Here is an 11978-nt window from a genome sequence, read left to right as displayed (position 1 = left end):
GGGGCCGGGGATGGTGGGCTTGCCGGGTTCCAGGCCGTAGCCCATCTGCCCATCGGGGAATTTGTCCACGTAGAGGGTGATGCGGCGGACCTCGCCCGGCTCCCCTGCGGTCTTACGGGTGGTCTTGCCGGCGGGTTCCGCGGTGGCTTGACTTGCCACGGCGAACGGTGTGATCGCGGCGGCTGCGGCCGCGGTGGTGGCGAAGGCGCGCCGCGACAGCAGGCGTCGCGTCACGTCGCTGGTCTTCTCGGTCATGGTTCCCAATCGGTGACGGCGCTCGCCCACGTGCGGCAACGTGTGGCGAGCTGGGGGGTGGTCCGTGACGCCGGCGGTGAGCCGGCCATGCCGATCCGGAGGACTTTGTACAGACGTGGGGGGACTTCTGTCGATAAGACCCATCCTTTAGCGGGTTTCTTCAGGAAGTATGGTAACGAACGAGTCTACTTAGTCATAGATGTGGACTAAATACGGCCAGAATGTTACGTTTCCGCCGAAGCGTCGGAGGAGTGACCACCGGTCTCCGAAGGGATGTGGACGTCACGGCACCGCTGCCGTCTCCGGAAACGATCGATCGGCGCAGAGACGAGGAGATCGCCGGGGCCGGTGCCACGTCCGACATCGTCGAGCCCGGTGACCACTGCCGCTGACCAGGTAGTTCTTCCGAAGGTTGCTGTTGCCCCCCCTACAACCGAAGGAGCGGACGATGGGCCGAAGAGACCTCTTCGCACACCCCGGCCACCCGCCCGGTGCCGTGTCGTGATCACAAGGGAGACGTCGCCCTGACTCTGGGCGTGGCGACGCCGCCCGTCATGGCCGCCTGACCTACCACAGCTCCGAGGCCGACACCGCCTGGCCGAGTTCCGCGACGCCCGTGTACGCGAGCTCTCCCGCCCGGCACGCCCCCCGAGTGACGTCGGCCGAAGTGCGATGTCCGACGGCCGAGCATCAGATCATGAGAGGTACACGGTATATGCGCATCAGATCTTCATCGGGCTTCGTCCGTGCTCTGCGGAAGGCGCTCAGATCCCCGGCCACGTTCGGACGCATGGCGTTGGTGATCCTGGCTGTGGCACTGCCGACGGTATGGCTGTCGGGAGTCGGTGCCGCGGCACAGGACCAGGGTCAGCGGGCCGGCCTGGCGGCGGAGCAGACGCTCGTCTGGACCGCCGACAACAGCTACACCGAATACAAGTCCGCGCCGACCACGGCGACGGCCGGCCTCGTGACGATCGTCTTCGAGACCAACGCGTCGACCGGCAACACCTACGGCATGACGCACACGCTGACGTTCGACGACGACAGCCCCGGCTACAACCACGACGTCGACGTCAACATCATGGCCAGCCCCTTCGACACGAGCGGGGGCAGGCACGAGGTTCAGGTGACCCTCACCCCCGGAACGTACCGCTACTACTGCGAGATCCCCGGTCACGCGGGAATGGTCGGCGAGCTCGTGGTCACCAGCGCCGAACCCACCGACACGACGCCGCCGCAGGTGTCGGCGTCGGTGTCGGGCGACAAGAACGCCGACGGCGACTACGTGGGTTCCGCCGCGGTGACCATCTCCGCGACCGACGACGAGTCGGGGGTGGAGACGGTGGAGTACGCCTTGGACGGTGGTGCGTTCCAGGCCTACTCGGCTCCGGTGCCGGTGGATCAGGTCGGCGAGCACACGGTGCGCTACCGGGCGACCGACAAGGCCGGCAACACCTCTGAGGTGCAGTCGGTGACGTTCACGGTAGTGGCCCCGCAGCCGGAGGACACCACCCCGCCCGAGGTGTCGGCGTCGGTGTCGGGCGACAAGAACGCCGACGGCGACTACGTGGATTCCGCCACGGTGACCATCTCCGCGACCGACAGCGAGTCGGGGGTGGAGACGGTGGAGTACGCCTTGGACGGTGGTGCGTTCCAGGCCTACTCGGCTCCGGTGCCGGTGGATCAGGTCGGCGAGCACACGGTGCGCTACCGGGCGACCGACAAGGCCGGCAACACCTCCGAGGTGCAGTCGGTGACGTTCACGGTGGTCGCGACGCCGCCCGCCGAGACACCGCTGACCGTTACCGCCGCGTCTCGTTGTGTGGGCTCGTCGGCGTACGTGGCGGTCACGGCCGTCAACGACGGCGACGTGCCGGCGACGATCACACTGACCACCCCGTACGGCACCAAGACCGTGGCCGACGTGGCCCCGGGCAAGCAGGCCTACCAGTCCTTCAACACCCGTGCCGGGCAGATCGGCGCGGGCAAGGCCACCGTGACCGGTACGTCGCTCATCAACGGCGAGCAGGTCACCACGTCCTACGAGGCCGCATACAACGCGATCAGCTGCGGCTGACGTCACGGTATGCGGCACCGGGGACGCCGCCTCGGTGAACAAGTGAACAGGAGCCGACCGGCCGATGGGCCGGTCGGCTCCTGCCTCATAACGGCCCTCTACACCCTGCTGTCTACAGCCCGCCCTCTACAGCCCGGCCGTCGAGGGGTCACCGCTCAGCAGCTCCACCGCGGCCCGGGCGTTGGCGCGGGCCGCGCCGTACGTCGCGATGTAGGCCCCGGCGCCGGGCCGCCAGATCGGCAGGCCCATCTCCATCACGACGGCGGCCGGGCGGGCGGCGAGCAGCGCGGAGACCAGCTCGCGGCTGTCGGGGTGGCGGTGGGCGTCCTTGACGACCACGATCAGCGAACGCTTCCGGGCCCGGCCGAGCAGCTCTCCGGCGTCGGCCTCCGACGGCTTGACCCGGACGATCTCGGCCTCCGGCAGCCACGGCGCGATGCCCCAGGGCACCTCGCCCACCGCGATCGTCGGCGGCGTGTCGATCTCGACCACGAACGGGTCGGTCAGCGGCCCCGCCGAGCCCGTCAGCGACACGGCGCGCCGGGCGGCGTCCAGGCCGACGACCTCGCCGTTCGCGGCCTCCCCATTGACCGACGACCCGTTCGGGGACGGCCGCGTGCCGTCGAACCAGTCGCGCAGCCGCTCCACCCGGGCGGCGGCCTCCTCCAGCCGCTCGGCGGCGAGCCTGCCCTCGGCGACGGCGTCCACGATGTGGTCCACCATGCCGCGTACGTCCTCCGCGGTGGGCAGCGGCCCGAGGCACAGCAGGTCGGCGCCCGCGGCCAGGGCCCGCACCGCGCCCTCCGCGAGCCCCACGCTCCCGCTGATCGCGTGCATGTCGAGGGCGTCGGTGAGCACGACGCCGTCGTAGCCCAGCTCGCGGCGCAGCAGCCAGGTCAGCGCCCGCGCGCTGAGCGTGGCCGGCAGGTCCCCGGTCAGCTCGGGAACCGCCACGTGCGCCGTCATGATCGACTTCGCTCCTGCCTCGATCGCCGCGACGAACGGGACCAGCTCGCGCTCCCTGAGCACGTCGAGCGGCGCGTCCACCAGCGGAATCTCCAGGTGGGAGTCCTGAAGGGTGGCGCCGTGGCCGGGGAAGTGCTTGACGCAGGCGGCGATCCCCGCCGACTGCAGGCCGCGTACGGCGGCGACCGTGTGCCGGGCCACCAGGTCCGGCGTGGAGCCGAACGACCGGGTGCCGATGATCGGGTTGTCGTCGGCGGTGTTGACGTCGGCCACCGGGCCGATGTCGAAGTTCACCCCGCACCGCGCCAGGTCGGCGGCCATCGCGTGGTAGACCCGCTCGGTCAGGGCCACGTCGTCCACGGCGCCGAGCGCCGCGTTGCCCGGGTAGACGCTCCCGGTGTGGTAGGCCAGGCGGGTGACGTCCCCGCCCTCCTCGTCCAGCGAGACGACCGGGCGGCCCGCCTCGTTGAGACGGGCGGTGAGCGCCGCGATCTGCTCGCCGTCCGCGACGTTGAACCCGAAGAGGCAGACGCCGCCCAGACCGTCCTCCAGGCCGCGCAGGACCCAGTCCGGCGCGGTCGTCCCCTGGAACGAGATCAGCAGTGCGCCCGCCGCGAGCCGGTGCAGGCCCGGGTCGCCGGTGCGCGTGGACAGGTCGGCGGCCCCCGGCAGGGGGTCGCGGGTGGCGGACATGGTGTCTCGGCTCCTTAGGTGACGGTGGAGTGAGGGCGCGCGTGCAGGGCCCGTACGGCCACCGGATCCGGTGGCCGTACCAGGGGGGCCGTACGAGGGGTGTGCCGGTGGCGGTCGGGTTATCCCTTGACCGCACCCGCGACGAGGCCGGAGACCATCCGCCGCTGGACCAGCAGGAAGAAGATGAGGACCGGGATGGTCATCAGGGTGGAGGCGGCCATGATCCCGCCCCAGTCGGTCGACCGCTGACCGACGAAGAACTGCAGCGCGACCGGCATCGTGTATTTGCCCTGGTCGCCGATGAGGGTCAGGGCGAACACGAACTCGTTCCAGGTGGTGATGAACGCGAAGATGCTGGTGGCGACGAGACCGGGCGCGACGAGCGGGAACAGCACCCGCCAGAACGTGGTGAACCGGCCCGCGCCGTCGATCCAGGCGGCCTCCTCCAGCTCCTTGGGCACGGCCGCGACGAACGTGCGCAGCATCCAGACGGAGAACGGCAGCGTCAGGCCGACGTTGATGATGATCAGGCCGGGCAGCTGGTCGTACAGGCCGAGCCGCTTGACCATGGTGAACAGCGGGATCAGCAGCGCCTCGGCCGGCACCATCTGCACGATCAGCAGCAGGATCAGGAACGACGTGCGGAACCGGAAGCGGAACCTCGCCACCGCGGTCGCCGCGAGCAGCGCGAACACCGCGCCGATCACGACGGCGCTGAGCGCCACGAGAGTGCTGTTGAAGAGGTACTGCCAGATGGAGTGGCCGGCGACGCCCTTGGTGAAGACCCGCGAGACGTGGTCCATCGAGGGCGGGCTGGGGAACGGGATGAAGCTCGTGGTGAAGATCTGGTCGTTCGGCTTGAAGGCCGTCGTGACCATCCAGTAGACGGGGAAGACGGCGAAGAGGAACACCACGACCCCGGCCGCGTTCAGCGCGGCCTGTCCGAGCCTCCTGCGGGCGAGCGGGCTCATCGGATGTCGTCCTCCGTCTTCACGATCTGACGCACGTACACGAAGGTGATCAGCAGCAGGATCACGGTCAGCACGACCGCGATGGCGGCGCCCAGGCCCATCTTCGGCGGGCTGCTGAACGCCTCGGCGTAGCTCCACAGCGACAGGTTGAACGCGTCACGGTTCACCGTGCCGCCGGCCAGCAGGTAGAGCTGCGTGAAGACCTTGAAGTCCCAGATGATCGACAGCACGACCAGCACCGAGAACACCGGCTTGAGCAGCGGAAGGGTGATCCTCCGGAACGTGTGGACCGCGCCCGAGCCGTCCATCTTCGCCGCCTCGTACAGCTCCGAGGGGATGCTCTTGAGCCCCGCGAGCACCGACACCGCGATGAACGGGAACGACGCCCACACCACGGCCACGATCAGCACGAAGTAGAGCGTGAGCGTGTCGTTGAACCACGGATATCCGCTCCAGTCGGCGTGGCCGAACACCAGGTTCGACAGCCAGTCGGGCAGGAGGTTCAGCGTCCAGTTGACGATGCCCGAGTCGGAGTCGAACAGCCACTTCCACACGATCGCCTGCGCGGTCGGCGGGGTGGCCCAGGCGGCCATGATGCCGACGACCACGAAGGTCGACATCTTCGGGCCGAGCTTGTTGAGCAGCAGGCCGACGAGGGTGCCGAGGATGAGCGTCAGCGCGACGGTGACGACGGCGAAGGCCACCGTGTTGCGCAGCGACGACCAGAACAGGTCGGAGTCGAGGATCTGCGTGTAGTTGTCCCAGCCGACGAAGTCGGCGGGCGCGGGGTTGACGGCCTTGATCTGCCGGAGTCCGACCTTGTGGAAGGACATCTCGACCATCTGGTACAGCGGGTAGAGCAGCAGCACCGCGATGACCAGAAGACCGGGCAGAAGCAGGACGTAGGGGACGGCCTTGGGGGACAGCCCCGGCCCGCGCGCCCCCTTGCGACTGCGCCGCGACGGGGCGGAGGTGTCGGCTCCGCCCCGGGCGAGGGTTGACATCTGAGTCATGATCTACTGGTTGAGAATCGTCTCAAGCTCGGTGTTCGCGTCCGTCAGAGCCTGGTCGACGCTCTTCTTGCCCTCGATCACCTCACGCGCCGCGTTCTGCAGCACGGCCTTGGTGTCGTTGGCCTCCGCCCAGTTGGGGCTGGCCGGGAAGCCCTTGGCGACCTTGAAGGTGTCCGTGAACGGCTTCTGGGCGGGGTCGCTGCCCATCTCCTCCAGCGCGTCGGGGTAGAGCGGGAGCAGGCCGCCCTCCTTGGCGTACCGGACGCCGAACTCCTTGCCCGCGGCGAGCTTGACGTACTCGAGGGCGAGCTCGGGGTTCTTGGCGTCCTTCCAGACGGCGATGTCGTTGCCGCCCTGGAAGGCCGGGGCCGGACCGGAGCCGTCCTTGGCGGGCAGCGAGAAGAAGCCCATCTTCGACTCGTCGACCTTGCCCTTGCTCTGCTCCTTGATGGCCGCGATGTCCCAGCCGCCGGTGACGTACATGCCGACCTTGCCGGCGGCGAAGCGCTGGGCGATGTCGACGGAGTTCTGCGTCAGGCGGCCCTTGCCGGACACGCCGTCCTTGGCGACCAGGTCCGTGTAGAACTGGAAGCCCTCCTTGAAGCCCGGCTGGGTGAGCTGGCCCACCCACTTGCCGCCCTCGAACTTCGCGAAGTCACCGCCGGCCGACCAGACGAACGGCGACAGCGACATGTTCGCGTCGGAGCCGCCGTTGAAGGCGAAGCCGTCGACGTCCTTGCCCTGCTTGTCCACGATCGTCTTGGCCGCGGCGACCAGGTCGTCCCAGGTCTTGGGGACCTCGATGCCGAGCTTCTCGAACCAGTCCTTGCGGTAGAGCACGGCGCGGGTGCCGCCGCCCCACGGCACGGCGTAGATCTTGCCGTCGATCGTCTCGTAGCTCCACAGGTTCTGCGGAATCTGCTGGAGCTCGGGGTCGTTCTTGACGGCGTCGGTGATGTCGGTGAGCGCGTCCTGCGCCACCCAGGCGGCGACCTGGTCGTTGCCGAACTCGGTGACGTCCGGGCCCTCGCCGCCGGCGAGCGCGGTGGTCCACTTCTTCTGCGCGTCGGGCCAGGGGATCCACTGGACCTTCGCCTCGGCGCCCGTCTGCTCCTTGAACTTGGCGTTCAGGTCGTCCATGTACTTGGTGAAGACGTCGGTGGGGGCACCGAGTCGCCACACGGTAAGAGTCTGGCCGGCGAACTTCGGACCGCTCGCGGCGGCGGAGGCCGACGGGGCGGTCGTGCTTCCGGAGTCGTCGCTTCCGCAAGCGGCGAGTCCCAGGGCCAGGGCAGCGGTCGCGGTGGTTGCGACCGCGAGCTTCACGATCTTCACGATTGGTCTCTCCCTTCCCGGCTTCGCGTCGGGGGTGCGCCTCGTGGGGGGTGTCGGCGGGCCGCTCACCTGCTGGAAGGCGCTCTCCTTTCGGTCGGCGCTCTGGCGTCCCGAGGCTGATCGGTTGCCTCCGGGCTGGCTGGCGATAAACTAACAAGAAACTTTCTTATAAAAAAGACCGCGTTAGCGGATCGTGACGAGAGGGGAACCAGCCGGTGCCTCAACGACCGGGTACGCCTCGCCTGCTCCGGCAGATCAACGACCGCGCGGCATTGGAACTCCTCATCTCCAGAGGCCCGCTGACCAGGGCCGAGTTGGGAGAGCTTACCGGGCTGTCCAAGGTCACATCCGGCCAGCTCCTGGCCCGTCTGGAGACGCGCGGCCTGGTAACGGCCGCGGGGGAGCGTCCCGGCGGGCGCGGCCCCAACGCCGCCCTCTACGGCGTCAACCCCTCCAGCGCGTACGTCGCGGGGCTGGAGGTGCTGCCCGACAGCGTCACGGCCGCCGTCGCCGACATCACCGGCACGGTCGTCGCCCAGGTGACCGTCGACCCGAGCGAGGCCGGCGACCCCGTGGGCCTGGTCCACGAGGCCGTCCAGCGGGCCTGCGGGACGGCCGGGATCGGGCTCACCCGGCTGCGCTGCTTCGTCATCGGCACGCGCGGCGTGGTCGACCCGCTCACCGGCGACGTGCGCTACTCGGTCGACCTGCCCGCCTGGCACGTCGGCATCCTCGCCGGGCTGCGCACGCTGCTCGGCGAAAGCGTGATCATCGAGAACGACGTCAACCTCGCGGCGCTCGCGGAGCAGGCGTACGGCGCCGCGCGGGGCGCCGACGACTTCGTGATCCTCTGGACCGGCGTCGGCCAGGGCCTCGGCGTCATGCTCGGCAACCGGCTGCACCGGGGCATCACGGGCGGCGCGGGCGAGATCGGCTGGCTGCCCGTCCCGGGCGAACCCCTGCCCAGCGCGGTCACCGCGCCGCAGACCGGCTCCTTCCAGCGCCTCGTCGGAGGAGAGGCGCTGTGGAACCTGGCCCGCGCGCACGGCCTCACCACCCCGGACACGCGGGACGCGGAGGTCGCCGACCTGGTCCGTACGGCCATCGACGCAGGCAACGACGACTTCGTCGAAGACCTGGCGGGACGGCTCGCGGTCGGGGTCGCGGCGGTGTCCGTGGTCCTCGACCCGGGGCTCGTCGTGCTCGGCGGCGACGTGGGCAGGGCCGGCGGCGGTCATCTCGCGGAGCGCGTCGAGGAGGCGGTGGCGCGGGTGTGTCCGAGCCGTCCCACGGTGGTGGCGACCGGAGTGGAGGGCAATCCCGTTCTCATGGGTGCGATCGTCGCGGCATTGGACCGAGCACGTGAAGAGGTCTTTTCGGACACCGTCTGACGGTAGGTTGATGCCCATGTCCGACTTCTCGCGTGATCGCTCCGCCGTGCCCGCCCTCGACGAGGGTCCGGTGCTCATCTCCGACCCCCGCGTGACCTCGATCGAGGTGCACGAATGCGGGGAGAAACTGAGCGACGTGCGAGGGCGGCTGCGGGTGGACGAGCGGCTCGCCGACCCCGCCGGGGCCTACGCCCATCTGCGCGAGGGCCTGCTCGCCCGTCTGGAGGAGGCCCAGGACCTCCTGCCCGCCGGGTGCCATCTGGTGGTGGTCGAGGGCTACCGCCCGCCGTCGCTGCAGACGAAGTATTTCGAGGAGTACAAGGACGAACTGCGGGCGGCGTACCCCCGGCTGACGGAGGCGGAGCTGCACGTCGCCGCGAGCCGGTACGTCTCGCCGATCGAGGTGGCTCCGCACACCGCGGGCGCGGCCGTCGACCTCACGCTCTGTGACGACGACGGAGTGGAGCTCGACATGGGCACGGCGGTCAACGCCACCCCCGAGCAGAGCGGCGGCGCGTGCTACACCGCCGCCCCCGTGGGAGCCGAGGCGCGGCACAATCGCGACGTCCTGGGCGCCGCCCTGGAGGCGGCCGGGCTGGTCAACTACCCCACCGAGTGGTGGCATTGGTCGTACGGCGACCGCTACTGGGCCATGACCCGCCGCGCCCCCGCCGCCATCTACGGCCCCGTCGAGCTGTAGGGAATCCGGGCGGGCGCGCTCGTGGACACCGCCCGCCCGCTCTGGAACGTCCGGCGGTAGTCGGCCGGGGTCACGCCGACCGACCTGACGAAATGGTGCCGCAGGTTCCCGGTCGTGCCCATGCCGCACATCCGGCTGATCCGCTCGATCGGCAGATCGGTCGTCTCCAGGAGGTGCCGGGCCCGCGCGAGGCGCTGGGCGTGCAGCCATCGCAGCGGGGTCGTGCCGGTGGCCGCATGGAACCGCCGCACCAGCGTGCGCGCGCTGACCGATGCCCACGCGGCCATCTGCGCGACGGTGAGCTGCTCATGCAGGCGCTCCAGCGCCCACTGAAGGACGGGGGCCAGCCCGTCGTCACCGGAACGCGGCACCGGAGCCTCGATGTACTGCGCCTGCCCGCCGGGCCGATGCGCGGGCGTGACCATGCGCCGGGCGACCTGGTTGGCGACCTCGGCGCCGAGGTCGGTCCGGACGAGATGCAGGCACAGGTCGATCCCGGCGGTGCGTCCCGCGCTGGTGAGCACGTCGCCCTCGTCCACGTAGAGGACGGCGGGATCGACCCGGACGCGGGGATGACGCGCGCTGAGGATGCCGGTGTACATCCAGTGTGTGGTGGCCCGCCGCCCGTCGAGGAGCCCCGCCGCAGCCAGGACGAAGGCGCCCGTGCAGAGTGAGACGATCCGGGCGCCGTTCGCGTGCGCTTCACGTAGGGCTTCCGGCAGTCCCGATTCGGTGATGCCGGCCGCGCCGCCCGTGTCGTCCGCGTTGCGCGTGCCGCCCGTGCCGCCCATGCGGCCCACGTCGCCCGCGAGCACGGCGTCGGCCGAAATCGCGGGGACCACCACGGTGTCGGCCGTGGTGAGAGTGTGGAAGTCGTAGGGCGTGTGCAGCGCGAACCCGTTCTGCGTACGCGTCGTCCCGGGCCGGGCGGCGCACAGCCGCAGTTCATACCAGGGATCGGTGAGCTCGCGGCGGTCGGTTCCGAAGATCTCACAGGCGATGGACAGCTCGAACATCGGCATGTCCGCAATGACGGCGAGGGCCACGATGCCGGGAACGGCTCTCATGCGATCACCATAACGGCAGGATTTTGATGGATGGCGGCAGTTCTGCCACTCCTCCGCGCGCGGCGCCCCGGCCAACCTGATAGGCGTGAACAACGCGACTTCCACTGCTTCGTCGCCTGATCCGTCGGCTGCCGCGTCGCCCACTACGTCGCCCACTACGTCGCCCACTACGTCGCCTGCTTCGACGGCTGCCGCGTCGGCTGGTCCGTCGGCGAGACGGCAGGCGTCCGGGCCCGCGTTCGCGCTGACGGCGGGGGTCATCGGGCTCTGCCTCGCCGCGTCGGCCGTGCCGTCTCCGCTGTACAGGCTGTACGCGGTCCGATGGCATCTGCCGACCTCCACCGTGACCTTGATCTACGCCACGTACTGCCTGGGGGTGCTGGCCTCGCTGCTGGTCTTCGGCCGGGTCTCCGACACCTGGGGCCGCAGGCCGGTCGTCATGACGGGCCTGTCCGGCCTGCTCGTCGCGATGGGCCTGTTCGGGTTCGCGTCCGGCGCCGCCTGGCTGTTCGCCGCCCGCGCGGTGCAGGGGCTGGCCACCGGCATCGCGATCAGCGCGTCCGGCGCCGCCCTGCTGGAGTTGCGGCAGGGCCGCGATCCGGCCACGGCCAGTCTCGCCAACGTCGTCGCCAGCGCCCTGGGCGTCGGGGCCGGCGGTCTGCTCGGCGCGGTGCTCCTGCAGTTCGCGCCGGCACCGCTGGTCACCCCGTTCGTCGTGCTCGCCGTGCTGGTCGCCGTTCTGCTGCTGGGCATGACGACGGTCCCCGAGACCGTGCCACGGGTGTCACGCTCCGGGCTCCGGATCGCGACACCGGGCGTGCCACGGCAGATCCGCGCGCCGTTCGTCGTCGCGGGCCTCGCGATCACCTGCGCCTGGTCGATCATCGGCATCTACCTGGGACTCGCCGGCACGCTGGCCCCCGCTCTCCTCCACACCGCGAGCCCGCTCGCGGCCGGTCTGGCCATCCTGGCTCTGGGAGGCGCGTCGGCGGTGCCGCCCCTGGTCGCGCGGGCGCTGCCCCCGGCCGTCCAGATCGTCTGGGGGACGCTCGCGCTCATCGGGGGCATCGCGTCGATGGCGTGGTCGCTGTCCGCCGACAGCGCCGTGTTGTTCGTCGCGGCCAGCGTGGTGATCGGCATCGGCGTCGGCTTCGCGATGTTCGGCGCACTGCGCACCGTCGGTGCCGCCGCGCCGCCGGACGGCCGGGCTCGGGTCATGGCCGCCTTCTACATCGTCGCCTATGCCGCGATCTCGTTGCCCGCCGTCGCCGCGGGGTTCGTCGCACAGCGGCTGGGAGCGGAGGCGACGTTCCAGATCTTCGGCGCGGGCATCGTCGCCGTCTCGGTCGGCACCCTGCTGCCGGCCCTGGCGCGGCACCGTGCCCAGCATCGTGCCCAGCATCGTGCCTGACACAGTGCCTGACGGACACCGTGCGCCCAACGCCGTGCGCAGCACGGTGCCCGGCCGCGTGCCTGCGCCGTGCCCGGACGCGTTCCGGAGTTGCGCCGG

Annotated in this window: 11 protein-coding genes; 5 read left to right on the top strand and 6 right to left on the bottom strand. The window is 70.3% G+C overall.

Annotation, left to right across the window (positions count from 1 at the left end; genetic code table 11):
* Positions 1-255, bottom strand: a 255-nt coding sequence (locus FLV34_RS17130; protein ID WP_222709535.1) for a hypothetical protein, incomplete at its 3' end; no start/stop codon positions are given.
* 251 nt (positions 256-506) lie between these two features.
* Here FLV34_RS17130 and FLV34_RS40495 point away from each other — a divergent pair.
* Together FLV34_RS40495 and FLV34_RS17125 are read left to right on the top strand one after the other, a co-directional pair.
* Positions 507-647, top strand: coding sequence for a hypothetical protein (locus FLV34_RS40495; RefSeq protein ID WP_168066698.1), 141 nt, complete (start codon positions 507-509; stop codon positions 645-647).
* A 398-nt stretch (positions 648-1045) separates the two neighbouring features.
* Positions 1046-2332, top strand: coding sequence for a chitobiase/beta-hexosaminidase C-terminal domain-containing protein (locus FLV34_RS17125; protein ID WP_147943551.1), 1287 nt, complete (start codon positions 1046-1048; stop codon positions 2330-2332).
* A gap of 126 nt (positions 2333-2458) precedes the next feature.
* Here the strand turns inward: FLV34_RS17125 and FLV34_RS17120 are convergent, their stop codons facing one another.
* The 4 genes from FLV34_RS17120 to FLV34_RS17105 form a co-directional block, all read right to left on the bottom strand.
* On the bottom strand, positions 2459-3991 hold the full coding sequence (locus FLV34_RS17120) for a glycoside hydrolase family 3 protein (protein WP_147943550.1): 1533 nt from the start codon (positions 3989-3991) through the stop codon (positions 2459-2461).
* Positions 3992-4110: 119 nt separating this feature from the next.
* On the bottom strand, positions 4111-4962 hold the full coding sequence (locus tag FLV34_RS17115; RefSeq protein ID WP_142650525.1) for a carbohydrate ABC transporter permease: 852 nt from the start codon (positions 4960-4962) through the stop codon (positions 4111-4113).
* Positions 4959-5966 carry a carbohydrate ABC transporter permease gene (locus tag FLV34_RS17110; RefSeq protein ID WP_240971908.1) on the bottom strand — a complete coding sequence of 336 codons (1008 nt, stop codon included), beginning with the start codon at positions 5964-5966 and terminating at the stop codon, positions 4959-4961. Before FLV34_RS17110 ends, FLV34_RS17115 begins: the two co-directional genes overlap by 4 nt.
* Positions 5967-5978: 12 nt before the next feature.
* Complete coding sequence (locus FLV34_RS17105; RefSeq protein WP_142650527.1) at positions 5979-7310, bottom strand: sugar ABC transporter substrate-binding protein; 1332 nt, start codon at positions 7308-7310, stop codon at positions 5979-5981.
* A 215-nt stretch (positions 7311-7525) separates the two neighbouring features.
* Here FLV34_RS17105 and FLV34_RS17100 point away from each other — a divergent pair, with 215 nt between their 5' ends.
* Entirely contained in the window at positions 7526-8701 is a 1176-nt protein-coding gene (locus tag FLV34_RS17100) for an ROK family transcriptional regulator (protein WP_147943549.1), read from the top strand.
* Between the two features lie 16 nt (positions 8702-8717).
* Entirely contained in the window at positions 8718-9401 is a 684-nt protein-coding gene (locus FLV34_RS17095; RefSeq protein WP_142650529.1) for a M15 family metallopeptidase, read from the top strand.
* On the opposite strand, the gene FLV34_RS17090 is transcribed toward FLV34_RS17095, so the two are convergent.
* A complete protein-coding gene (locus FLV34_RS17090; RefSeq protein ID WP_147943548.1) occupies positions 9380-10468 on the bottom strand; it encodes a helix-turn-helix domain-containing protein in 1089 nt (362 codons plus the stop codon). The two genes, FLV34_RS17095 and FLV34_RS17090, sit on opposite strands and share 22 nt — an antisense overlap.
* 85 nt (positions 10469-10553) lie before the next feature.
* Here FLV34_RS17090 and FLV34_RS17085 point away from each other — a divergent pair, with 85 nt between their 5' ends.
* A complete protein-coding gene (locus tag FLV34_RS17085; protein ID WP_261985811.1) occupies positions 10554-11879 on the top strand; it encodes an MFS transporter in 1326 nt (441 codons plus the stop codon).
* Positions 11880-11978: the final 99 nt, after the last annotated feature.

The organism is Microbispora sp. CSR-4 (assembly GCF_008033685.1).
Classification (GTDB): Bacteria; Actinomycetota; Actinomycetes; order Streptosporangiales; family Streptosporangiaceae; genus Microbispora.
The sequence above is the reverse complement of the archived record's forward strand: the minus strand, read 5'-3'. Positions and strand labels throughout refer to the sequence as shown.

Coding starts and splice junctions, on each gene's coding strand:
- FLV34_RS17125 (WP_147943551.1), top strand. CDS start 1,046: ATGGCGTTGGTGATCCTGGCTGTGGCACTGCCGACGGTATGGCTGTCG.
- FLV34_RS17120 (WP_147943550.1), bottom strand. CDS start 3,991: ATGTCCGCCACCCGCGACCCCCTGCCGGGGGCCGCCGACCTGTCCACG.
- FLV34_RS17115 (WP_142650525.1), bottom strand. CDS start 4,962: ATGAGCCCGCTCGCCCGCAGGAGGCTCGGACAGGCCGCGCTGAACGCG.
- FLV34_RS17110 (WP_240971908.1), bottom strand. CDS start 5,966: ATGTCAACCCTCGCCCGGGGCGGAGCCGACACCTCCGCCCCGTCGCGG.
- FLV34_RS17095 (WP_142650529.1), top strand. CDS start 8,718: ATGTCCGACTTCTCGCGTGATCGCTCCGCCGTGCCCGCCCTCGACGAG.
- FLV34_RS17090 (WP_147943548.1), bottom strand. CDS start 10,468: ATGAGAGCCGTTCCCGGCATCGTGGCCCTCGCCGTCATTGCGGACATG.